Genomic DNA, 23,938 nt, shown 5'->3' with positions numbered 1-23,938 from the left:
CACCGCCTTCCTACATAAATTTTGAGCGACCAAAGACGGCCGCCCTTATTACCCTTTTGAAATTGCTTTTTTCGTTCGCGTTGCCCCGCACCGTTTTCCGCATGGAAGGCTCGTAGAGATTTGACCGCCCCTACCGGTCACCGCGCTCTTTATGAATTTTCTCGTGACAGCTTCTGCATAAACTCATAAGGTTAGCCTCCTCATGCGTTCCGCCTTCCGAGAGAGGAATGATATGGTGGACTTCCTCCGCCTTGATGTATCTCTTGTTTGTAAGGCACATCTCACAGAGCGGATGCCAACCTATATATCTGTCACGGATTCTTTTCCAGGCTCTGCCGTAGCGTTTGCCGGGGGAGTAACCGCGCTGGAACTTCTCGTAGTGCCTTTGCATTACTTTTTCATGTTCCTCGCAGTAAACGCCGTCCGTTAGGTTGGGACAGCCGGGGTAGCGGCATGGCCGCTTCGGTTTTCTTGGCATGCGCGCCTCCTTTCGCCCATAAGAAAAGCCCCACGGGATTTCTCCTGTGAGGCCTTATTCATCGTTCAATTTTGCTGATTTTACTATATCACATATGCCACAGTGGTATCTTGTTGCAAAGTATTGCAAAACGTGCAGGTTTATATTTTGATCGGATTTTCCGGAAGAGTCACATGCAAAAGCGCGGATTCGTGCCAGCGGTAAACCGTTGTTCTATCCGCGTGCAGTTCTTCCCCGATTCGCTCCCAGGTATAGTTATGAATATATCTGTAGCGAAGAACCAGCTGCTCATCAATATCCGGAACAGCCCCTATCACGCTCCGCATCTGTTTTTTAAGGTCGACCAGCCCGTTAATCTCATCATCTATCTTTTCCTGGAATTCCCATACCTTCTCAAGGCTTTTTACAAAAGGAGCATCCGTAGGACGGTTCGGATTATAGTGTTCCTCAAATCCGGGAGAGTGGGCGGAACACACCATTGCTCTTAGAGTTTCCATTTCCGCTATATCTGAATTTATCCTATGATCCAGACGATATGCCTGGTAAAAATATTCCTTTACTGTCATGAGATTTCTTCCTCCTTGAGTTTCGTAAGCAGCATTTCTCCATCAAAGGATGTGAGCGATGTGTACCAATCGGAACGAAAGAACCTCTCGAGGTCTTCTGCCATGAGCTTCGCGTCTTTGTTCTTCGGGTTATGTTTCAATTTTTTCCTTGCCGCGCGATAATCCTTCACCGCCTGCAGAATGATGGCGCAGGCAAGGTTCTCATAGGGGTCTATCATCTTTCCACCGCCAGATTCGCCCTGACAGCGTCAATCAGCGCATTCTGAGTTTTCTCTTTTTTACGAAGCGCCTTCATGACCTGTTCATCAATCGTGTCTTTGGCAATAATGTGATGAATAACGACCGTTTCTGTCTGCCCCTGCCTGTAAAGTCTCGCGTTCGTCTGCTGATACAGTTCAAGACTCCATGTAAGTCCAAACCATATAAGCGTGGAACCGCCGGCCTGAAGATTCAATCCGTGACCTGCTGATGCCGGATGAATGGTGGCCGCGGGGATTTTGCCTGCGTTCCATTCTTCGATATCCTTAGGTTTCTTAATCTCACGGATACAGAATCTTTCCTTAATTCGTTCTGCATCGTGCTGATACCAGTATGCGATGAGGACAGGCTTTCCATTCGCCGCTTCCAGAAGATCTTCCAGCGCTTCAAGTTTTCGGTCATGGATGCGGATCACATTCTTGTCCTCGTCATAGACCGATCCATTTGCCATCTGCAGAAGTTTCCCGGAAAGAACGGCCGCATTCGCCGCATCTATTTCCTTGTCCTTGATTTTCGCCACCATGTCTTTTTTGAATCGTTCATACACTTCCGTTTCCTTCTCGTCCATGCGCACCGGGACTTCATTGATCACGCAATCAGGGAGTTTGAGATAATCGCATGATTTCATGGAAATCGTGATGTCTGATATTTTCTGATAGATGGCTTCCTCCGCTCCCGGAAGCGGCTTATATGAAAAGATGATCTCGCCGTTTCGTTTATCCGGAGTAAAGTAGGCGTTTCTGTAACGAGTGATGTACCTTCCCAGTCTTTCTCCAAAATCGAGAATGCGAAACTCCGCCCATAAGTCCGTTGCTTGAGGGAGTTCCTGTAAGTCCCACGATTCGTTTCACCTTTGGCCTTACCTTTAAGAGACTTTTAAACCGTTTCACCTGATTGGATTTAAAGGATGACAGCTCATCTATCACTACCATATCAAAGTCAAACGGTACGCCGCTCTTCGTGATAAGCCAGTCCACATTTTCTCGGTTGATGATATAGATATCCGCCGTTTGCATAAGAGCCGCTTTGCGCTCCGCCTCCGATCCGACCGCCACGGAATACATAAGCCCTTCAAGGTGATCCCATTTTTTGATCTCCGATAGCCATGTGTTTTTCGCCACTCTAAGCGGCGCGATAACAAGCGTTTTTCTTATAAGAAATCGGTCCAGGCACAGGTCAAACAGAGCGGTAAGCGTAATAGCGGTCTTGCCTAACCTAAGCCCATATCAAGAAATATCGCGGCAATCGGATGCGTTTCGATATAGTCGCTCACGTACCGCTGATAATCATGCGCTATGAACTTCATTCGGCATCACCTCCCGTCTGTATATTTTTTATTACTCCTTCAATTTGCTCCGGTTCGTCAATCACGTAGACCTGAAAGCCAAGACTCTGCAGCTGCTTTATGCGTCTTGCCTGCAAAGGTCTCGGCTTTTTCCCCGGAGCTTTTACTTCCGCAAAAGCCACGCGGCCTTTTGGAAACAGGATGATGCGGTCAGGCACGCCGTCAAGACCGGGACTTACAAACTTAGGAGCAAGACCGCCCGACTTCCTTACTGCCTCCACCAGCTTCTTTTCAATATCTCTTTCCCGTAAAGAGTTCATCCGCAGCCTCCCTTGCCATTTCAATGATCTTTTTGTCCACACCATTTCTCGGCGCATCCTCTACATTATTTCCGTAAAACACATCGGTATATTCATTTGAGATATTCGGATAATCACAGAACATGTTATCCTCAGCTTTTGAACAGACTTCATCGATCCTGTTCATTGCCCGCATCAATTTATCCTGGTCTGCTGCGGATAGCACATAGCCGATAGCGGTGCGCATTTTCGCTCCCAGGTTCTTAAACAGGCGCATCTCGGCTCCCGCTTTCATGTATCTTTCCATTGTTCTTTCTTTTTTGCTTACCATGATGATTCCTCCGTTTATTTAGGACGGGACGGACAAGCGGCCAAAAATCCCTATACGCGCGAAATACACGTGTTACGGGTACGCTATAGTTAATAAATAATGATTTGATTTAATATAGAAATTCCTGTCCTGTCCGTCCCATCCTGTCCCAATCCGCTGTTTTCAAGGGGGACAACTTTTTGACGGCGGGACAACCCATGATAAGTTGTCCCGGCAGCTTGTCCCTTCCCATCACTCCTTCCGCTCGTAGATTCGCTGCCTGCCGTAAATCGGTACGCGCTTTCGATCTTCCTTCTTCTCCCAGTCCTTAAGCCGTTTCATGATGGTGGCTATAGCATAGCTGTCGGATGATTTGATATCCTCCTTCGGTTTGCCAAAGCACTCGCACCAGATTTCAAGGTTCGATACCTCCATGCGTCTCCTTACGCCTTCCGGCCTTGTGGGATCGGAAGGATCACGGAAATAGTCCCTTCTGCGGTACATATCCATATCGTCCCAGGCTTCGGGTAATAACATGTCAAGATACTCACGCACGATGCCTTCACGGTCATCCTGCTCCATCGCTTCACGTTGCTCTTCCCGGGCATATGTCTCCAGGGATGGATCAAGATATAGCTTTTCACCCGCCTTAGCCAGCAAAATGACCTCCGCCCAGATCTGCTCCACCACTTCCTTCGTCATGTCCCACGGCTTATATTTGCTCCTGCCGGACGCTTTCACGTTCCAGAAACGGCGGTTCCCGGTGATATCACGCAGATATCCGTTCTCGGAATTTGTCGTGCCAAAGAAGACGCACTGCCTCGGATGAGGTGTGACGCGCTTGCCGAAACTGGCGCGGTACTTGTCATCGCACCGTGATACAAAGGATTTCACCTTGTCGAGGTCGGCCTTCTTCATTCCGGCAAGTTCTCCAATCTCATGAATCCAGTAGCCCTGCAGTTTTTCCGCCGCTGTTTTATCATTCATATCGGAAAGCGTCAGGCTGTCGGAGAACCACTCCATGCCAAGATTCGAAATGAAGGTCGATTTTCCGATTCCCTGCGCTCCGTTGAACACAGGAAGATAATCGAACTTGATGCCTGGATGGTAGACGCGCATATACGCGGCGCACAAAATCTTCCGGCAGACGGCGCGGATGTAGTCGTTATCGTCCGCGCCGAGGTAGTCAATGAATAAGGTATCAACGCGCTTCTCACCGTCCCAGGGAGGAAGCGCCTCGAAGTACAGTCTGATTGGATGATAGGACCGATCATCCGCCACCTTAGTCACGGCGATGTCATAGTTTCTCTGCGAGAATGTGCCGTAGTGATCGTCCACGTAACAGATCAGTTGCGCGTCATCTGCGTCCCGCCAGAACTTCGCCGGATGCTGCCACGGCACATCGCCTTTGATCTCAAGCCCGTCCGCCAGCTGATTAAACACGATATTTTTCAGCAGCGGATCGTTTTGCATGATGAGTTTCGCGTTATACAGGGAGTTTTCCAAAATCGCCCCTTTCGATGTATAGCGCAGCTTTTTCTTCCAGTCGTCGACATAGGAAAAGTCCTCTTCCGCCTCTGACAACTTCTCGTTTGCGGCAGCCACCTTTACTTCGTCCTGCTGCATAGCAAACTCGCACATTTCCTTAAAAGATTCCTTATCATCAAAATCGCCGAACTTATGGATGCGGACGATATCAAAGGCGTTACAGAGCTTCAGATAGGCGGGATCCTTGGCGTGGTGGGAATACACAAATTTATCCTCGATGATTTCCACCCCCGCCATACTGGATGACGGTATAAGATGCCAGCGGTTTTCCTTATCCGTTGGTTCATAGACATCGGAAAGGAAATTCTCCAGCGCGCGGGAGATTGGAAAATAGACTCTATTGAAAAGGCCGACCGTTCCATCTTTTGCAAGTGGATCCTTCACCTTTTCCTTTGTCACCTGATTTGCCTTGCTCTCACGAGACGATGTCGGAAGCCTTGTGGGATCCGTCCACTCCGGGTGAGCGGATAAAATATCATCAGGATTCAGCCAGTCCTTCTCCGTTTCCTTAAACACGAATACGCCGTTTTGCGGAGAGGACGGCCAGTACATCAGCTGATTAGGCTGATAGGAACATTCATCGAAGAAATCGATACCGAGCATCTCAGCAAGATACCTTGATACGGCGACAAACTCTTCCGTTGTCACATCCCTTGTCAGCGGAAACACAAGACGCACCCTCGGATTCTCCGGGGTGCTGGAATGTGTCGTATACAGGCAGGAAGCATAGGGCGCGCTTTTTTCATAATCAGCAAGAAACGTTTTATCGATCCGGTCTCCGTCAAGCGCAATCATGGAACGAAGCTCCACGGTATCCACCTTGCGGCGGCCGCCTCTCAGCACGCCGCCCACAAAGCCTCCGTGGTCTTTTGCGATATCACGCTGCGCCCTGCTCATCTTGGCGTATTCCTCCGCCGACTCCGTTGTGCGAATGGTCACCTTAAGCCGCGCTTTCAAGTCATCATAGCTTATGGTTTTGTTCACCCATTTTTTCGCCTGACGGTTATTCCCATAGGCGATGGCAAGATCCCTCATTTTTCCTCCACCTCCTGGAATTTACTGTTGAAATACCTGACCTTCTGTCTGCGTTTCTTCGCTTTCTCAATTTCAATTCTCATTCCCCGGGTAATTTCGTTTCCAAATACCCAGACCTCCTGGCATTTACCCATCAGGACAATGTCCATGAAAATGGCGATTCTCCTGTCCTCTTCGTTAGTGTCATCCATAAAAGGAAACAGCAGATGCGCCGTCAGCGGAATATTCCCTTTGTCATAGGCATACTTCGCGAAAGCGGCCGCCCTTTTCGTATTCTCTTCCACGTCACCGGAATAAGGCGCGCAGATATATACCAGCGGGCGGAAGGCGGGTTTTTCTCCCGCCCTCGTTGTGTTGTTAAAAATCGTATTGCCTTCCATGCTTACACCTCCTGTTCAATCAGCGGCAGGATTCCTTCGCCTTTCAAAAGATCATAAAGGAAAAGTCTGCCCTTTTGCGTCCAGTAGGCATGCATCACGCTTTTCTCCGCATCAATGGCGAACGTCTTGGACTGGGTGTATCCCGGATCCGCGTAGTGCTGATATAAAAGCCAGGTTTTGCGGAACTTATACTGGATGCCGATGTCATGAAGCAGTTCGTTGAATCTTCTTCCGCTCATGCCGTAATCCTTGGCAATCTGCGTAACCGGAACCGTGTTCCTGTTCTGCAGAATCAGGTCATAGTAGCATGCCTTCGGTTTAAGTTCCGCAATCTGCTGATTCTGAATAGCCGTAGTAAGTTCCAGTTCTTTTCTGCGCTTTCTCTCTTCCTTTAACTGAGTAAGCGCGGCAATGGCGAGATCCGGATTTTCTAAAATCTCATCAATCGCATACATGCCGTGTCTGCGAATCGCCGGAAGAACCTCAGACGTCACCCATCTTTTGAACTTCCTCGCCTTTGAAAGCTGACTGCGAAGGATAAGGCTATAAAGACCGGATTCGTTAATAATGTACATTTCACGATTCTGACCTGAGTCGGTGAAACACCGAGTCAGCTTATCCTCTTCGTCCACATGCCTTTTAAGGGCATCGGATGTGTCTCGGTATCCGAGAATCTCCGCCACATCTTTGCCAACAAAGAAAGGCTCACCATCTATAACGGTTGTGCGTACGGAGCCAAACTCCGCATTGTTAAAAACCTGTAATTCATTCATGAGAATTACCTCCTTAAATTTTTTACGGAAGACGTCATTGCCTCCTAAGTGGTAGCCTTGGGAGATGATTAAATCTGACGGTTTTTATAATTTTCTCTAAGTTTTTTCTTTGCCCGCTTCAGCTTCTGCGTGATGTTGTTTTCATCCGCTCCTATGCGAGCAGCGTAGTCACGAATGGATTCATTGTTTAAGGAAACCGCGATAAAGGCGTCAGCCCATTCCGGCTTTTTAGCCAGAATCTTACGCACCCGCCGGCAGACAGCTTCATAATCTTCTTTCTTCTCGTGTTCTATTTCGTCTTTGCGGAAGATGCGGTCATCCGCGACTTCGTCCATTAACGGCTCGGATGAATCGATTTCATCCTCGATGCTGTCTTTTCCGTGCTGCGCCTTACTGTAACCACGATGGCGGTCAAACTTGTGCCAGTTGTTGTACTCAGGCCTGTTGAATCGCTTATCAAACGCTTCTTGGATACGGCGTTCCTTTTCTCCCTGCTCAGGTTCCTCATCCTCAAAACCGAAACTTACCCACATTTCCTGTGTTGACTTCTCGTCCAGCTCTATTGTCTGGTACCCGTTCTCATAACGAATCTTCAATTTCATATGCGTTCCTTTCCGTCCGAAGGCGGTACGGAAGGATACAAAAAGAGCCTGCGGTTGAAGATGACCACAGGCTCCGTCAGCCGAAAATGGGCGCACGAAACTGCGGTGGGAGCATCTTCGTTCCAAACACAGCTTTTATTGCTGTGCATTGAACTCTTATGCATCCCTCCGCCCTTATAGCGCTATTCGGACTAAGAGATTTAATTTGCCGCCACCATTGGCAGCGTATTTATTGTACTCTGCAAGAAAGAGTAAGAAAATTTTACAAGAATACCAATTATTTATTGCATCGTTCATAATGGTATTTTCTTGTTTTTACAATTATTATTGAGTATAATAAGAGAAAAGGGCTCCCAATCGGGAACCCCAGCGTTGTCAAAAATAATGGTTTCTGTAAAAGCGGAGCCTGTTTTAGATAGCCCCACGGAAAGGAATTTGTCGTTATGGACGAAAAAATATCTGGAATTTCATTAAAAACAATGTTTCAGCACAAGGGATACGGCTGTCTCTGTGCGAAAGACACGGTGAATACTTCTCCCGACGAGGCTCCGACTGTTACCCTCAAAGTTTGCCCCGATACAAGCACACAGCTATTGTTCTCCTATGCACCGAAAGACGGTTTGAATATGACCGGCGTTGCTGGCGGTCTGCATGAGAAAAATATCCTTGGCAAACTGCTCGCCCTTCCAAAGGGAGACATAGACAAGCATATCGAGTTTATTGAAAAATATGGTTTCTTATATCCGCTGCCAGATAATGAGTACACGGCTATTGAAGCAAGTGACCTCATTGAGATAATTAACAGAATTAAGTCCACCATAAGGCTATACAGTTACATCAACAAAAAAGACTACCGTGGAGTCCTCATTCATGTGGTTTATCTGCTTTACGCTCCCGTGACTGAGCTACGCATAGGTGATGATGTTTTTTCAACTTGTACCCATCGTTTCAAAAGTCTGCTTGACTCCTATAACCTTTTCCTGGATTTGAGTAGGGAGCCAGAGGTGGCCGCAAACGGAACATACTCAGTAGATGATGCGTTCCTCGGAAAGAAAAATACCATCGACATTGGTTTTTATAATGTTGTGAGAAGCGGCTCCGATACGAATCTGCAAGGTAGCAAAGACCCGTGGTTTAAGAACTTAATGGCAATGTACGTGGGATGTAAGGACGTGGACGAAGAGACCCGCTTCCTTATAGATTTCTTTTATCATCTCCAAACGGAAGTATCTGTCATAAAAGAAGTCCATTTCGGCAGTTTTAAGTCATATACGACATTCAACGAAAATGCACTTGACGATTCTTTCAAGAATGCTCTGCTGAAGATTGCAAGGATTGTCGTAGCAGAGGAAATCAACCACAACATTCGCGGCATCCATCCGAAGTATAACGGCGGCAAGCTAACTGCTACATGGCAGGTTGATACCCTCATCGAAGCCCTTTATTTTTCGATTTTCTATATGAGAAATGGTGAGATGTATAAAGAATGCGAAAATCCGAATTGCAAGAGAGACAGGTTTTTCCTGGTAGAAGCAACAAGGACGAATAAACGCTATTGTTGCGAACAATGCAGAAATGCGGCAGGCGCACAACGATACCGAAATCGCCAGCTATGAATGGGCAAAAAAATAAGGCTCTGCCTCTCGTTGATTGAAAGGTAGAGCCTTTATTCTTTATTTTGCAGGTCTTGGAACGGGAGCCCTGGTCTCCACTTTTTCTATGGCTTCTGCAAGTTGTCGTTTCTGCTGATCTGGCATACCGATGTAGTTGTACATCAAAAACCGTGTGTCAATTACGAGACCTTGTACGCGCTCGTAATTCTTTGGATCGGGCTTCCAGTCGCCGACCGCTTCACCGATGTTGCCGATATTATCTGTAATGCGAGGTATAGGATTACCGTCAGCCCCCAGCTCAAAGAAGGTGTTATCCTCCCGATTGAAAGGCATGATAAATGCGTTATAAAGATTTTCACTCGGCACACCCTTGGCGCGCTCAATGTACTCTCCGTATGTAATCTGCTTGTTGATGTCGGGCCCGTTCGGAAGATGATCGGGATTGCCGCTATATCCATATCGGTATAGTTTTGCATCAAGCACATACACATTGCCGTTGTAAATCATTATGGTATCCGGTTGGAGCGGAGTTTTTGACCTGTTGGGACCGTAGTCAAGCAGCCACCTGGTGCGCGGGAAATATCGATCCTTATCCTCAATCCCGAACGCCTTGTCTATCATCTTTTCCCAAATACGCTCAAAGAAATCCGTGCCGAAAAAGTATTGCTTTTCGGAAGACTTCTCGTCCATGTATTTGAGCATGGATACCATTGCCGAAAACAGTCCTTGCTCCACATCGTTGTGGGTAGATGCCAGTTTCTTTTCCAGGATGTAAATGGCTTCTCTGTTGTCGGGATGCGGACCGGGCTTTTCCGGCATATAGGGCACATAGAGCCAGCCCATTTTATCGAATGCCTCGTACACGCAGTACCGATGAATCTGCGTAATTTTCTTGTCGGCATTCGGTGTTACGGAACGCACGGTCATATTTGTAAAAATCAGAGAGCCGTTCTTCTGTACCAATGCCCGTTGTTCACGGACAGTACGCGGCCACGATGCGTTTCCCTTGGTATCCGTCTTAAACCGCGGATCAGTCTCAATGTAATAACGACCTGTTCGCAGAAAATCCCGAATCACCTTGAGGTATGCGTGCATTGGAAAGTCAACCGTTCGCGGCGCAGCAAACTTCGATTCTTCTATCAGCTTGTCCTCTTTCATGAATGCGGCAAGCACATAGAACAAGTTGTTTATGTCCGCACGGAGATCATCATCATTCGGAGGAAGCTGATAGCCTATCGGAAAATAGATAACGGCATCATCTGTATCCGCTTTTACACCGACAAAACTGTCTCCTTCGTCATTTTTGTTGACGTGGCAGCGTTCTCTAATATTCTTTTGTAAATCCATAGCTACTGACCACCTCGCTTTCCATCAGGCGCATCATCATGCCTGCGTATCGGGATAGAGAGATGCGCGGACAGTAGGTTTGAAAATCTTAAATCTCTCACGGCCCGCCGAATACACAAAGGTACGAATGACCTGTTCAAGACTTTCCATGTTGTCGGTGTCAAACAGTGCCTCCGGATTAAACTTAAACGCATCATCCCACAGATATTTAATAACTTTTTCTGGGAACATACGGTTATGCATCAATGCTTCCCTGATAATTGCGAGTCTCTGTTTCTTATCCTCCGGCATATCACCGGTAGCTTCAGTCCGCAGAAGTTCGTTGTATTCCGTAAGAAGGGAAGTATATCCCTCCGAAGGCATAGCGCGTTGATCAAAAGTCACATCATTCTCGTGTACAAAATAAATGCCCAGTCTCTTATCCTCGGCAGATGCCATCTTCGCCTTGTTGCCTACGATGATAGCGTTGATCTTTTCGCAAAACGTTTTCCATGTAACTTCCGTATCAAGAATCTGTGCATTTGCAAGGGATGCCCGAACATTGTCAAAGTTGTTCTCAATCAGGCGCATTCTCCATCTGCGCTGGAACGCCGTATCAAGCGTGAATACGTTCTGATCTGATGTGTTCATCGTGCCTACGATGGAAAGGTTTGAGGGAATCCTAACCTTATGGGAAGGATCGCCGTATATTTTTTCGGCCATATACTTATGTGTGATGCCATACTCACTTGTTCCAACCGGATAAGTGATTCCTTCCACCGTCTTCGGCTCAACTGTTCTGTCCAGCAACTGGAACACTTCACCGAAAATTGCCGGAGCGTTTCCGCGATTCACTTCCTCGATAATAAGAATATACTCCCGCATAGGATTTCTATAAGCATCCTTCAAAATTGTCGTAAATGGTCCCGACGTGAACTCATAAGTTACCTGCTTGTCTGCATCAACGACTGGTAATATTTGTCCTATAAAATCTGCATTCGTGTAATCCGGATGAAAAACAAGACGTTCAACAACACTATCTTGATGACAGTATTCGTGCTCAATAGTCCAGCTTTTTCCTGAACCCGGAACGCCGTAGAGGAGGATATTTGTGCCACCAGCAATTCTAATTTCTTCAAAATCCTTTAATGGAACTAAGATTTCTCCATCAACACTTTCAAGCGAATCACCTTCTATATTCAAAGACAATCGCCTTCTAATATCATCCAAATTGGATGTGATGGCATCTATTGCTTCTTTGCTGAATTCAGACATAATCTTACCTCCTGTATTGCATTTAGGATTTCCGGCATTCTATCTCTAACGATATAATACCTATTATCATTCCCTTTATAAAACACACCAGCTTTGATGAAGTTCCCTTGGACGTAAGGGAATGAATTTACACTCTTATCAGCCCCATTCTTATCGTTTTTTGTTTTTGTTTTTACATTGATCGTTATAGTGCTATCCCGATACTGCCTAACTATATCTCCCATATCTATCAAATAACTATCAGGATTGACCTCACGTTCATGTTGAATCAACAGATATTCAGTAGAATCTATACTTCCATATTCTTTAACAAACCAAAGCACATCAAAGAAATCATAACCATAATTGCAATCAGGGCTTTTCATCATAATGACAAGACACTGGAAATAGATTTCTTCTTGTATTTTTTCAAGTTTTTCCAATATCTCATCACGCAGGTCACTTTCTTCCTCAGCCTTGATTGTCTTAATGCTCCGTAGTATGTCAACATATGCATTCCCTATATTTGTGAAGAACTTCTTATTATCAATTGCCGCTACTTCCTGATAATTGACAATACCGCAGTTTTGCAAAAACGGTAAAATATTTCTGGCATAATTCCAGTTAATGTCGTACTTTTCCAGTTCTGTCCCTAAATCTCGTATAGAAGCAAATTTCTCATTATTTTGAAGTACATCATATATGATAAGGATTTTATCTTTTACATTATCTGTAAAACTCGTTCCCGGAGAGCCAGGACTTGATACCGTTATATCCATAAGCTATTCCTCCTCCGAAAGTTGACTCTTAATGGCACTTGCAATATGATATGCGAGAATTGGCGGTACAGCATTTCCTATTTCTTTGTACTGATCTGTTTTCGTTCCGAGAAACTCATACCAATCTGGGAAAGATTGTAATCTTGCATTTTCTCGTGCGGTCGGGACTCTATTCTCCGAATAATGGAAATAATTCCTGTGGCCGGTATCTACAGTATGACATGGCTTAAGACTCGGCATGCGCTCAAAACCTTTCCTATACTTGCGGACATTCCAATACTCATCTGGTAAATCGTAAATAGTCCCGCCGTCAGGAACCATTGAAATTATGTCAATGGTTTGCTGTGTATGAATAGTTATTTGATGGTTCTTTACTGTTTTCTGCTTACCACGCATTTTTCTCTGATAATCGTTTTGCGGCGCAGAAGCATATCCATACTCATCGTCAAGACCATCTTCGGCATTCAACGGTGGTAAATCACTAATTGCATCCATACTGGTAACGACTCCTTCCACCTTTGGAGGAAACACGAATTTATTCTTTTTCATGCCAACAAAGAAAACACGATGGCGATTCTGTGGAACACCATAATCCGAAGCCACCACTTCTTGAAATGAGACCTCGTAACCCAACTTACCGAAACGTTCAACAATGTCATCTTTAAAAAGACCTTTTGACAAAGTCAAAAGCCCAGATACATTTTCAATTACAAAAAATTCCGGTCGCACTAACTTAACAACTCTGTAGTATTCAAGATATAAGTGGTTACGAGGATCATTCACGTCCCTTGTTCCAACCTTGCTAAACCCTTGGCAAGGAGGGCCACCAATCACCCCAATAACATCATTTTTTTTATTCAAAGCTACAAGTTGCTCGTCTGTTATTGAATGTATGTCAGCACATTCAGCCACTTTTTTCTCGTGATTATGATTATATGTGGCTACGGCTTTCTCCCACATATCTATCGCATATGATACCTCGAATCCTGCCATTTCAAATCCAAGGCTGAGTCCTCCACATCCACAAAATAAATCTATTATTTTATTCTTCATCTTCAAACAACTCCCTGATTGCATCTGCAATACACTTGGCAAGTAAAGGAGGAACTGCATTTCCCACCTGAAGATATTGTTCTGTCATAATGCCTTCAAACACAAAGTTATCTGGAAAGGATTGTAACCTTGCAGCCTCCCTTACAGTAGGTAACCTATGAAAAATAGGATGATAATAATTACTATGCTGATTGCCTGCATCTATAGTGACCGAAAAATCATCCTCCTTCAGTCGCTTGTATGCTGATGAATGGCGATTTTTCCTTCCAGAATTTGTAGTACGAGTTGTTTCCCATAATTCTTCTGGAACATCATGCCAGTTGCCGCCTTGTGGAACATAAGATATTCTCTTCTGTTGGATTTCAGCAGGATAGTGAATATCATGATTCACGATAATATTATTCCTCGCTCGAAGGTATGTGCGATACGGTGTATTCGGAGCCATGTGCAATTCTCTAAACTCTGATGAAGTTCCCTCGAACTGATAAAGCTCACCGATAGCATCTTTAACTGTAATTGCTATGTTGCTTTTCATTATTCGAGTCATATCGAACTTCTCACCCTTTGTAATGATAAAGAAGTTCCTCAACCTTTTTTGGGGAACGCCGTAATCTGATGCATCCAAAACAGCATTGGTAACACTATATCCACGGTCAGTGAATATTTCCGTAATCCTATCCTTTGCATAGCCGCCATCTTTTGTTATGATTTGCGGTACATTCTCAATCACAACAACTCGTGGTTGTGCCAACTCGACAAATTTTACGAATTCAAAGAATAGTTTATTTCTCGGATCATCCAACTCAACATAGTTTTTATTTGCATTAGAAAACCCTTGGCATGGTGGTCCTCCAATTATTACATCTATGTCTTGTATGTTCCCTATCCGCGACAGGATATCATCCTTTTCTATCGTCAAAATGTCAGCGCGTATAGCCCTTGTCTTTCTAAAATTTCTTCTATATGTTTTTATTGCTGCCTGGTTATGATCGATTCCAGCAATAGGGTCAAAGCCACTCATCTTAAAGCCTAAACTCAATCCTCCACACCCGCAAAATAAATCTATAAACTTGGGTTTCTTCATTTTAGGTATCCACCTCATTATCAATTTGTTCACTGATATCAAAATCAATCTCATTGCGTTTACAATAGTCATCAATTAGTTTCATGGTTTTCAAGTTCGGCCTTGCTTTACCAGTTTCCCAACGATTGACCGTTGCAAAGGAGACACCTATTTTTCTCGCAAAATCTTCTTGTGTCAGGAACGCTTTCCTGCGAATCCTTTTAATATCCTCTGAAAAACTCATTTATAAAACCTCGTTGTTATGTGACTAACATCAATATAGCATCCATATAACATAATGCCGTATTTAAGCAGCCATTTCAATAATATTTGAAGATTCTCCTATGAACTTCTTTAGTGACGAAATCACACAAAATTGTGCAGAGGGTCGCTGCACACTCCTCGGTGCGCAATAAGCGGTATGTATTCAAAGCCCATTACTGAAATCTGGCAAAAATCCTCATAATCAAGCAACGGCTTCATCTTGACAAGTTTCTGCCGAAAATAATTCTGAGCTAAGTTAAATTGATCACAACGCCAACAGAGCCCTTATTACATACCCTCTCAACTATCAATAACAGTATTTCCGTAGCCTCAATATCTCCAAAAACATCTCTGACAATATTTCTGTTGTCTCAATACGGCAAAAAGCAGTTCTGTAGTTACAACCCTCTATTTTCCAGTAGTCAGAACTGTTGTCAAACGGACTAAAAAAGGGATTCCGATTATCTCTCCAAACCGGGCAGCTCTTCAGAATCCCCTGATTTCAAGCATATTTGTGTGCTTTTAGTCCTTCACCCGTGACATCAAACAGACAGTCTCAACCCCTATGGTTATGGGGAACATATCCACGCTCGTAGATGGAAACATATCAAAGATTGGCTCTCGTTTGTAGGAACATATCGACTGTAATTATTTCATTTTCAAGCCTTTATCGATAGCTTCCTGAATAATCTTATGACAACAAACTCCCAACGGATTGTTTTCTTTACAATTAGAATTTTTCATTGCCCCAGTGATGGCATTTACTTCTTTTACGGATTTCGCGCCATGCTTTACAACTGCTTCAATTACCTGATTTTCTGTGACTTCGCTACAATAACAAGCATACTTAGGATCTGCATCTTTCTTAAACCAGATAGGAACTCTAACTTGGTCTTTCAAGAATTTTATTTCATTATCTAAGTTATAGTAAACAACGTCGCAGTCCTCGTTCATGCAAATCTTATATTGATCTCCGTTAACAGCATTACGATAATCATCTACCACTAGATGTTCAACAGTTACTTTACTAACGGAAATCCCTTCATTATTACATACAGGACAATTGTCTTTAATTTGATCCGGCTTTTCTGTTTTGCATCCACAACAACATTCATTATTAATCTTCATATTCTTAGCCTCCATATTTTCATTATAATTTCTTTTTTAAACTAGGTAAAACCAATTTCATATACTTGTCATTTATTAATAGCGTCAAACATTTTAGCTGGTGTTAATTTACTTAGCTCCCTGTTGTCAGCCAACGCACGTGTAGCTTTTTTGTGTATAAACACATCAGCGTCATGTTACCCATTGCTCGGCATTCTTCTAATTAACCCAAATACATGGAATGGCAACCCTTTTTTAGACAATTTATAACCGAACATTATCAAGCTTGAAAGTTTCTTTAGATTATAAAATATATTCTCAGACAATCAAGGGTAAAGGCTTCGCCCAAATTTCGTTGAAATTTGCCCTTGACAGTCTGTTCATATATTTTATTTAATTTATGAAACTTCCAGAGCTTTTTATTCTGCTTTTCTATATTCTACTGGTGTTTTATATCCTAAAGATCCATGAATTCTTAGGTTATTATACCAATATACGTATTCTGCTAATTTTAGATTAAGTTCTTGGAAATTAGTAAAGTTCTCCTGATATATGAATTCTGTCTTCATTACTTTATTGACTGCTTCGCTTACTGCGTTATCATATGGGCTTCCTTTTTTATTTAGCGATCTTTTTATCCCAAATACCTTTAATATTTCTTCTATTTTTATATTTTTAAATTCTCTTCCTCTGTCTGTGTGAAATATTTTTATACGATTTAGTGGCTGCCTTATTGAGTAAAATGCTTCTGCTTCTAGATTTGCATCTTTGTTTTTACCTGATGAGTATCCTATTATTTCACGACTGTTTAAGTCTATTATTAAACATATATAATTCCATGTTTTTCCTACTCTTACATATGTTAGGTCGCTTACTATTGCTTCTAAATAGTCTCTATTGTCAAATTATCTATTTAAAAGGTTAGGGATGTCTTCTTCGTTGCATTTGGGTCTTATTACTTTATATTGTGCTACTGTATAGTTTGAGACTAGGCCATTTTTTTCATTATTCGGCCTATTTTTCTTCTCGATATTTTATATCCAATTTTCCCTAGTTCTTTTTTTATTTTGCGTGTTCCATAGTTGTTTCTACTTCTTCTGAATATTTCTTTTATTTCTTCTAATAGTTTTTCATCTTCATCTAATTTCACATCTTTTTCTTTGTTCAAATGATAATAGACTAAACTTCTTGTGACCCCAAGTAGTCTACACATTGCACTAATACTATATTTATCTCGGTTCGAGATAATGAGGTCTATTTTTTGCCTAACAGTAGTGCAGCTTGCTTTAAAATATCATTCTCCATTTCAACCTGTTTCAATTTTTTACGAAGTCTGATTATCTCTTTTTGTTTCGCATCCACATTATCAAAATGGTTACTCTAAGCAGCACACCAACTATTTATTTTTTGAGTTTTAAACTTTGGTAGAAGTCTTGAACTCTTTATATTTACATAACTATTTGCCTCTATCACTATTATGACACGAAACCCTGCACAATGATCTAAAATTTTCAATTCTAACAAGTCTTTTTCAGTATTTTTAACTTCATAAAAACCTCTTTGGCAATAATGCCTAATTCTTCTTTAGTTGTTAAATTTTTTTATTTTACCATCATCGTTCCCCTGATTTTCAATTAATCTTCTTAGGTTATATAAGAAGTACATATCTTTTTAATCTTAAAGTTTTTAAGTCTTAATTTTAAAATTTTCAATCTTAGATATTATTTAAATCATTCCAAAATGCTCTAAAGCATCTTCGATTGCTTTTTCTTTTTCTTCTGGGCAATTTGGCACTCTTTGATTTTCTTTCTTACTAAAATTATAATTTTCTCTCTCTATTAGACCATGTTTCCTTTTTATTTGTGCAATATATAGGCTTGAAACTTTTAGTCCGTATTTATCTAACACATACTTTTTAATTTCTCCATAAGTTGCGTCTTTTGAAAAGTCAATTTCAGATAATTCATCTTCCCCTATTTCTATATCTAAATGATGTTCTGTATTTAGTTTGGACAACAGAGCTACCGTCTCCACATGATGTGTCATAGGAAACATATCGACGGGCTGAACTTTTTCCGTTTTATAGCCTTTTGCCGCCATATAGGCCAAGTCTCTGGCAAGGGTGGCCGGGTTACAGGAGACGTAGACGATGCGTTTCGGTTTGACGCGGGCAATGGCGGTGAGAACTTTTTCTTCACAGCCTGCCCGCGGCGGATCAACGATGATGACATCAGGACGAATGCCGCTGCCAAGGAGTTCCGGCAGTTTATAGGCGGCGTCACCGAGGAGGAATTCGGCGTTAGCGATCCGATTGTCTCCGGCATTTTTTACGGCATCTTTAATGGCAGGCGCCACAATTTCAATGCCATAGACTTGCTTTGCCCGCTGCGCCAAAAAGAGTGTAATCGTACCGGTACCGCAGTAGACATCGACAACCGTTTCTTGTCCTTTCAGATCGGCAAATTCCAAGGCTTTTTCATAAAGACGCTGCGCTTGCTCACTGTTGACTTGAAAGAAGGATTGCGCCGAAATATTGAAGGTCAGCGTACCGATAGAATCGCGAATGGTCGGTTTCCCATAAATCACTTTGGTCTTCGCTCCTAAAATGACATTAGTATGCCGCTTATTGACGTTTTGAACAAAACCGGTCAAATTCGGAATACTTTCACGCAGCATCCGTGTCAGGTCCTTCAAATGCGGGACCATATCACAGGCGGTGACGAGACAGACCATGACTTCGCCTGTATGCACGCCGACTCTGCCCATCAGGTGACGCACGATACCGGTCTCCTGATCTTCGTCGTAGGCCGGTATTTTATAGGTTTTCATCCACTGCCGCAAAATAGGAATGAGCCGATTGTTGCCTTCTTTTTGAATGAAACATTCATCTACATTGATGACACGATGAGTTGCGGCGGCAAAACAACCGATTGCCAGTGAGCGTCTCGCTCCTGCGGCGACGGGAAATTGCATTTTATTGCGATAATGCCACGGATCGTCTGCACCTAAAGTCGGCAAAACGGGAACAGATTCCAAATGGCCGATGCGTACCAGCGCGTCTGCCACTTGCTGCCGTTTCATGACCAGTTGAGCCGGATAGGAAAGGTGCTGGAGCTGACAGCCGCCGCAGCGGTCATAGACGGGACACGGCGGTTTGACGCGTTCCTTAGAAGGCTTGACGATCTTTTTCAACACAGCTGTCGCATACTGTTTTTTGACGACTGTAATCTCCCCTTCTACCGTCTCTTCCGGCAGCGCAAAGGGAACGAAAGCGGTAAAGCCGTCGACGCGGCCGATTCCTTCGCCGCTTGATCCTAAGCGTGTAATCTCAATGGTATACGTATGCCCCTTCTGTACGGGAACCGTCGCATGTTGTGCCATAATGTCCTCCCCATAATTTGAATCGTCTGCGGCTTTGCCCCAGGTATTGCAACCGCCGGCATAAGCCGCTTTTTTCTCCATGGAAAAAGGACGACAACGTCGCCCTTTACTAAGCATACGATGATGCTATTCTCCATCGCTGTTGACTGACTTACATTGTACCAAATATTGCGACAATGTCATAGGGGCGCGGCCGAGAACGCGACGCACGTCATCAGAAATGCCGCTTTGTTCACCGCAGGCCATGGCCGTATAGGTACTGACCCACGCAGCATACTGCCAAGGCTCGGCGGGCCAACGCTTACGCGATTCATAGGCTTCCCTTTCCGTTTCCCTGATGTAAGGAATATCGGCGCCGAGAAAACGGCCGACCTGCTTGGCGATTTCGTCTAACGAAAGGGCTTCTTCCCCTGTCAGCTCCAAGGTCTGATCGGCCCAACGCTGCGGCTCCTTCAAGATCGCCGCGAGAACAGCCGCCACATCTTGCCGCAAAATGAATGACGTTTTGCCGTCACCGGCCGGGCCTTTGATTTCACCGTACGTCCGACAGAGATCGATGAAAAAGTCCAAATAGAAATTGTCGCGCACAATCGTATAAGCAAGGCCGCTCCGTTTCAAGTATTCTTCCGTCCGCCAATGATCACGACTCAACGTAAACGTCGCCGTCGGCGCCGCACCATAAAAAGACGTGTAAACGATGTGGCGGACACCGGCTTTTTTAGCCGCATCGATAAAGGCGAAGTGCTGCTGCAGGCGCTGCGGACTTTCAGACGCCGAAATCATTAAGACGACGGAAACGCCTTGTAAGGCCCGCCTCGTTTGCTCCGTATTTTCATAGGCGCAAGACAAAACGGGTATCGCGCCGGCATTTCTTACGCGCTGCGGCTGTCTGGCCAAATAGCGAAGCCCTTCTTCCGCACCAAGGCAGCGGGCCACCATGGCCCCCAATTTCCCCGTCACGCCTGTTAACGCTGTCCGTTCCATGTACGTCTCCCCCTACTCGCCACAGCTGATATACCTGCTGATCACCGGCGGCACAGAAACCGCTTCAGCGCTGATCGAAAGAGCCCTGCGTCCGCGTCGCGCCGCTTCGTCCAAGGACGTCCCGTCTTTCCCGTACAGCGTTATTAAGGGCTCGCCCTTGAGGATAGTATCGCCAAGTTCTTTATGCAGACGCAAGCCGACATGCAGGTCAATGGCGTCTTCTTTTTTCGCACGGCCGGCACCGAGTGCCATGGCCAACTGCCCGAGCGACAGGCCGTCGACGCCTTGCAGGAAACCGTCTTGATCACTGTAAACGGTGTACGTATTATGACAACGCGTCAGTTCTTTTTGGCCGAGCCAGTCGATCGTGCCGCCTTGGGCCGCTATAAATTCGGCAAACTTGCGCAGTCCTGCACCTGAACGGAGCATTTCTGCCAGCAGCGTCTGTCCTTCCTGCTCCGTCGAGACGCGCTGCGCCGCCAGCAACATGCGCGTCCCTAAGGCCTTGACGACGGCCATCAACCGCTTGCCGCCGCGGCCTGACAAAGCTTCTACGGCTTCATCGATTTCCAGGCTGTTGCCGATTGCCGTGCCTAACGGCGCTTCCATCGAAGTGACCACGGCTTCCGTGCGGCGTCCTGCCAGCCTACCGATACGTACCATCGTTTCCGCCAAACGAGCGGCGTCTGCCGCCGTCTTCATAAAAGCGCCGCGGCCGTATTTGACATCGAGGATGATAGCCTTGGCGCCGGCGGCGATTTTCTTACTCATAATCGACGAAGCGATAAGGGGGATACTTTCTACCGTTCCCGTCGCGTCACGCAGAGCATATAGCAGTTTGTCGGCAGGGGCGATGTCTTTTGACTGCCCCATGACGGCCAGCCCCGTCGTCGCGACCTGATGAAGGAATTCCGCTTCACTCAGTTCTGTCCGGAATCCGGGAACGGCTTCAAGCTTATCAATTGTGCCGCCAGTAAAACCCAGGCCGCGGCCGCTCATCTTGGCAACGGGAACGCCTGCGGCCGCCACCAGCGGGGCGACAATCAGCGTCGTCGTGTCGGCAATGCCGCCGGTGCTATGTTTATCGACGACAATCCCCGGTATGGCAGACAAATCAAGCTCCTGCCCCGAGGCCGCCATAGCTAAAGTCAGCGCCGTCGTTTCCGCATCATCCATGCCGTTCAGATAAACGGCCATCAACCAGGCCGCCGCCTGATACTCCGCGACACGGCCTGCTATATAGTCCCTGATGAAGCGCTCGATTTCACGGCTGCTCAGCTTCTTTCCATCCCGTTTATGCTCAATGCATTCAATGGGCCACATATCCGTTCACCTCAATTCACGCCAAAAACTTTTTCCGAAAGGCAGGACACCGGCGGCGAAATTTTCCATAACTGTCTGTCCCAAATCGGCATAGGTACTGCGTATTCCCAAATCGACGCCGCCCTGCAGAGCCGGACTGTAAACGACGAGAGGCACGCGCTCCCGCGTATGATCAGTGCCCTTCCACGTGGGATCATTGCCGTGATCAGCAGTAATGATCAATAATTCGTCACTCGTCATTTGCGCCAGGAAGGTTCCCAACATGACGTCAAATGTTTCCAGACACCGGGCATACCCGGCCGGATCACGGCGATGGCCGAACTGGCTGTCAAAATCGACAAAATTAGCCATAAAGAGACCTTCACGCCTGCGATGCGCCGACAACTGCCTCGTCAAAACGGTCATGTCTTCATGGTTATCGGCAGTATGATAGGTCTCCGTCAAATCAACGTGAGCGTAAATATCTCCTATTTTTCCGACGCCGACGACGTCATAGCCCTTTTCTTTCAAGTAGGAAAACACCATTTTCCGTTTCGGCATCCTGCTGTAATCACGACGGTCGCCGGTTCGGACAAAGGCCCCTTGGCGGCCGGTAAAAGGTCTGGCAATGACCCGGCCGACTTCGTATGCCCCGATGCAAACCTCACGCCTCGTAAGGTCACAGATCCGATACAGTTCCGCCAGCGGGATGACCTCGGTGTGGGCCGCAATCTGAAAGACGCTGTCTGCCGATGTATAGATGATGGGCGCCTTCGTTCGAAAATGAGCGGGCCCGAGACGTTCGATAATTTCCGTTCCCGAAGCAACTTCATTGCCTATATAGTCACAACCCGTCTTTTCTTTAAAGGCTCGCAGCAAGTCCGGCGGAAAAGCTTTCTCGAAGACAGGAAACGGCGTATCGACAGGATTTCCCATAAACTCCCAGTGGCCGCTGGTCGTATCTTTGCCGGCCGAAATTTCTTCCATGACGCCGTAAGAGCCGCAAATCCGACTGTCTTCATGATGAATGGCCGCAATCTTCCCCAAGCCGAGGCGGCGCAAGTGCGGCAGTTTCAGACCACCAGGTACGGCAGCGTCGATATGGCCGAGCGTATCGGCTCCGACGTCGCCGAAAGCCGCCGCGTCCGGCGCACTGCCGGCGCCGACGCTGTCCATGACGATGACGATTATCCGTTTAAAACGCATCAGTGAGTCCTCCTATCGGAAAGTCAGATATTTTCGCGCTTTGGCAAAAGCCGCCAACGTTTTGGCATCGACGATTTCGTTTCTTTCAATCATCGTCTCCACCTCTTGCGGCGTATATACTTCAATATTCAAAAATTCATCGTCGTCCAGGTGCTGCGACCCTTTTTTCAAGTTTTGCGCAACATAAAGATACAACTTTTCATTGCAAAAACCGGGCGACGTATAGATAAATCCCAAAGGCGTTATTTCGCCGGTAACACCGGCTTCCTCTTCCAGTTCACGGGCTGCGCAAAGTTCCGGCGCTTCCCCGTCCCGTTCGATCTTTCCGGCCGGAATCTCCAGCATGGCGACGCCTGTTGCATAACGATACTGCCGGACAAAAATAATTTTTCCGTCATCTCTGATCGGTAAGACGGCGCAGGCGCCGTGATGCCAGACGGCTTCGCGCGTCGCCGTCCGTTCACCGCCGTTAATGCTGACCGTATCCAACGTGACATGCAGGACACGGCCCTTCATGATCTCTTTTCTTGCGATTAAAGTCTCTGTGCTGATACTCATCGTAACATCCTCCTAAAAAAAAAGACGCCTATAGCAGTATTATACTGCCAGACGTCTTTTTTATCCATTATTTCCCCGTACTGCCGATACCGCCGGTTCGCTGACCGACAGCCTCATCCGTATCGGTCAGCAGATATTTCATAAAAATGCCCTGCCCGATACGTTCCCCTTTTTCGATATGGTAGACCGTATCTGCCGTATTATAATAGGCAATCATGATATGCCCTTCATTATCGGGGTTATTATAGTAATCGCTGTCCACGATGCCTGTACTGTTCGCCAGCATAAGTCCTTTTTTAAAGGCCAGACTGGAGCGGATGAAAATGGAAAGGTATTCATCCCTTGCCATATACGCCTTTACCCCCGTCGGCACGACGGTAACGGCGTGTGGCGCCAGATCGACAGCAGCAGCCGCCGCCAAATCATAGCCGGCACTGGCCGCCGTCTTACGCTGCGGCAAGGTGACGCCTGCAGCGGCATAGGCGGAAACAATTTCGAAGCCCCGTTCTTTCAT

General features: G+C 45.7%; 23 protein-coding genes and 2 pseudogenes. 1 reads left to right on the top strand and 24 read right to left on the bottom strand.

All coding sequences use genetic code 11. From position 1 onward, the window contains the following. Nucleotides 1–130: 130 nt before the first annotated feature. From HMPREF1250_RS12105 to HMPREF1250_RS09660, 10 genes and pseudogenes are all read right to left on the bottom strand, one after another. Nucleotides 131–280 (bottom strand): HNH endonuclease, encoded by a 150-nt coding sequence (locus tag HMPREF1250_RS12105; protein ID WP_231391317.1) that lies wholly within the window; start codon nucleotides 278–280, stop codon nucleotides 131–133. Nucleotides 281–618: 338 nt separating this feature from the next. Beyond that, on the bottom strand, nucleotides 619–1,044 hold the full coding sequence (locus tag HMPREF1250_RS09700; RefSeq protein ID WP_023054492.1) for a DUF1492 domain-containing protein: 426 nt from the start codon (nucleotides 1,042–1,044) through the stop codon (nucleotides 619–621). After that, nucleotides 1,041–1,262, bottom strand: a complete 222-nt coding sequence (locus HMPREF1250_RS09695; RefSeq protein WP_023054456.1) for a hypothetical protein — start codon at nucleotides 1,260–1,262, stop codon at nucleotides 1,041–1,043. Before HMPREF1250_RS09695 ends, HMPREF1250_RS09700 begins: the two co-directional genes overlap by 4 nt. After that, nucleotides 1,259–2,608, bottom strand: a pseudogene (locus HMPREF1250_RS12320) (SNF2-related protein). Before HMPREF1250_RS12320 ends, HMPREF1250_RS09695 begins: the two are co-directional and overlap by 4 nt. Beyond that, the gene (locus HMPREF1250_RS09685) at nucleotides 2,605–2,952 is read right to left on the bottom strand and encodes a VRR-NUC domain-containing protein (RefSeq protein WP_231391312.1); all 348 of its coding nucleotides are present in this window, start codon (nucleotides 2,950–2,952) and stop codon (nucleotides 2,605–2,607) included. The pseudogene HMPREF1250_RS12320 and the gene HMPREF1250_RS09685 overlap by 4 nt, the downstream one beginning before the upstream one ends. Next, nucleotides 2,879–3,217, bottom strand: coding sequence for a hypothetical protein (locus tag HMPREF1250_RS09680; protein WP_023054517.1), 339 nt, complete (start codon nucleotides 3,215–3,217; stop codon nucleotides 2,879–2,881). Before HMPREF1250_RS09680 ends, HMPREF1250_RS09685 begins: the two co-directional genes overlap by 74 nt. Before the next feature lie 231 nt (nucleotides 3,218–3,448). Beyond that, nucleotides 3,449–5,779, bottom strand: coding sequence for a virulence-associated E family protein (locus HMPREF1250_RS09675; protein WP_023054399.1), 2,331 nt, complete (start codon nucleotides 5,777–5,779; stop codon nucleotides 3,449–3,451). Next, nucleotides 5,776–6,159 (bottom strand): DUF4406 domain-containing protein, encoded by a 384-nt coding sequence (locus HMPREF1250_RS09670; protein WP_023054395.1) that lies wholly within the window; start codon nucleotides 6,157–6,159, stop codon nucleotides 5,776–5,778. The genes HMPREF1250_RS09675 and HMPREF1250_RS09670 overlap by 4 nt, the downstream gene beginning before the upstream one ends. A gap of 2 nt (nucleotides 6,160–6,161) precedes the next feature. Then, nucleotides 6,162–6,932, bottom strand: coding sequence for a phage antirepressor (locus HMPREF1250_RS09665; protein WP_023054455.1), 771 nt, complete (start codon nucleotides 6,930–6,932; stop codon nucleotides 6,162–6,164). 68 nt (nucleotides 6,933–7,000) lie between these two features. Beyond that, nucleotides 7,001–7,534, bottom strand: coding sequence for a hypothetical protein (locus HMPREF1250_RS09660; RefSeq protein ID WP_023054471.1), 534 nt, complete (start codon nucleotides 7,532–7,534; stop codon nucleotides 7,001–7,003). A gap of 443 nt (nucleotides 7,535–7,977) precedes the next feature. Here HMPREF1250_RS09660 and HMPREF1250_RS09655 point away from each other — a divergent pair, with 443 nt between their 5' ends. After that, nucleotides 7,978–9,150 carry a CGNR zinc finger domain-containing protein gene (locus HMPREF1250_RS09655; protein WP_023054394.1) on the top strand — a complete coding sequence of 391 codons (1,173 nt, stop codon included), beginning with the start codon at nucleotides 7,978–7,980 and terminating at the stop codon, nucleotides 9,148–9,150. Between the two features lie 57 nt (nucleotides 9,151–9,207). Here HMPREF1250_RS09655 and HMPREF1250_RS09650 read toward each other — a convergent pair whose 3' ends face one another. The 14 genes and pseudogenes from HMPREF1250_RS09650 to HMPREF1250_RS09590 form a co-directional block, all read right to left on the bottom strand. Further along, complete coding sequence (locus tag HMPREF1250_RS09650; protein ID WP_023054505.1) at nucleotides 9,208–10,494, bottom strand: LlaJI family restriction endonuclease; 1,287 nt, start codon at nucleotides 10,492–10,494, stop codon at nucleotides 9,208–9,210. A 36-nt stretch (nucleotides 10,495–10,530) separates the two neighbouring features. Beyond that, entirely contained in the window at nucleotides 10,531–11,748 is a 1,218-nt protein-coding gene (locus HMPREF1250_RS09645; RefSeq protein WP_023054437.1) for an AAA family ATPase, read from the bottom strand. Beyond that, the gene (locus HMPREF1250_RS09640; RefSeq protein ID WP_023054431.1) at nucleotides 11,721–12,506 is read right to left on the bottom strand and encodes a hypothetical protein; all 786 of its coding nucleotides are present in this window, start codon (nucleotides 12,504–12,506) and stop codon (nucleotides 11,721–11,723) included. The genes HMPREF1250_RS09645 and HMPREF1250_RS09640 overlap by 28 nt, the downstream gene beginning before the upstream one ends. A 3-nt stretch (nucleotides 12,507–12,509) precedes the next feature. Further along, nucleotides 12,510–13,559 carry a DNA cytosine methyltransferase gene (locus tag HMPREF1250_RS09635; protein ID WP_023054495.1) on the bottom strand — a complete coding sequence of 350 codons (1,050 nt, stop codon included), beginning with the start codon at nucleotides 13,557–13,559 and terminating at the stop codon, nucleotides 12,510–12,512. Continuing rightward, nucleotides 13,549–14,643: a DNA cytosine methyltransferase gene (locus tag HMPREF1250_RS09630; protein WP_023054498.1), complete on the bottom strand. Its 1,095-nt coding sequence runs from the start codon at nucleotides 14,641–14,643 to the stop codon at nucleotides 13,549–13,551. The genes HMPREF1250_RS09635 and HMPREF1250_RS09630 overlap by 11 nt, the downstream gene beginning before the upstream one ends. 1 nt (nucleotide 14,644) lies before the next feature. Then, nucleotides 14,645–14,866 carry a helix-turn-helix domain-containing protein gene (locus tag HMPREF1250_RS09625; RefSeq protein WP_023054434.1) on the bottom strand — a complete coding sequence of 74 codons (222 nt, stop codon included), beginning with the start codon at nucleotides 14,864–14,866 and terminating at the stop codon, nucleotides 14,645–14,647. 668 nt (nucleotides 14,867–15,534) lie between these two features. Further along, nucleotides 15,535–16,014, bottom strand: coding sequence for a Csac_0668 family 2Fe-2S cluster-binding (seleno)protein (locus tag HMPREF1250_RS09620; protein WP_000700631.1), 480 nt, complete (start codon nucleotides 16,012–16,014; stop codon nucleotides 15,535–15,537). A gap of 398 nt (nucleotides 16,015–16,412) precedes the next feature. Beyond that, a pseudogene (locus tag HMPREF1250_RS12090) lies at nucleotides 16,413–17,361 on the bottom strand (IS3 family transposase); the annotation flags it as partial. Between the two features lie 357 nt (nucleotides 17,362–17,718). Further along, nucleotides 17,719–19,491, bottom strand: a complete 1,773-nt coding sequence (gene rlmD, locus HMPREF1250_RS09615; protein ID WP_023054425.1) for a 23S rRNA (uracil(1939)-C(5))-methyltransferase RlmD — start codon at nucleotides 19,489–19,491, stop codon at nucleotides 17,719–17,721. A 9-nt stretch (nucleotides 19,492–19,500) separates the two neighbouring features. Further along, the gene (locus tag HMPREF1250_RS09610; protein WP_023054484.1) at nucleotides 19,501–20,358 is read right to left on the bottom strand and encodes an SDR family oxidoreductase; all 858 of its coding nucleotides are present in this window, start codon (nucleotides 20,356–20,358) and stop codon (nucleotides 19,501–19,503) included. A gap of 12 nt (nucleotides 20,359–20,370) precedes the next feature. Continuing rightward, on the bottom strand, nucleotides 20,371–21,681 hold the full coding sequence (locus HMPREF1250_RS09605) for a thymidine phosphorylase (protein ID WP_023054388.1): 1,311 nt from the start codon (nucleotides 21,679–21,681) through the stop codon (nucleotides 20,371–20,373). A 6-nt stretch (nucleotides 21,682–21,687) separates the two neighbouring features. After that, on the bottom strand, nucleotides 21,688–22,866 hold the full coding sequence (locus HMPREF1250_RS09600; protein WP_023054419.1) for a phosphopentomutase: 1,179 nt from the start codon (nucleotides 22,864–22,866) through the stop codon (nucleotides 21,688–21,690). Between the two features lie 12 nt (nucleotides 22,867–22,878). Next, the gene (locus HMPREF1250_RS09595; protein ID WP_023054475.1) at nucleotides 22,879–23,424 is read right to left on the bottom strand and encodes an NUDIX hydrolase; all 546 of its coding nucleotides are present in this window, start codon (nucleotides 23,422–23,424) and stop codon (nucleotides 22,879–22,881) included. A gap of 67 nt (nucleotides 23,425–23,491) precedes the next feature. Next, on the bottom strand, nucleotides 23,492–23,938 hold the full coding sequence (locus HMPREF1250_RS09590) for a deoxyuridine 5'-triphosphate nucleotidohydrolase (RefSeq protein WP_036243247.1): 447 nt from the start codon (nucleotides 23,936–23,938) through the stop codon (nucleotides 23,492–23,494).

Source organism: Megasphaera vaginalis (ex Srinivasan et al. 2021), from assembly GCF_000478965.1.
GTDB classification, from domain to species: domain Bacteria; phylum Bacillota; class Negativicutes; order Veillonellales; family Megasphaeraceae; genus Megasphaera; species Megasphaera vaginalis.
This window is presented reverse-complemented; position numbering and strand designations above follow the sequence as displayed.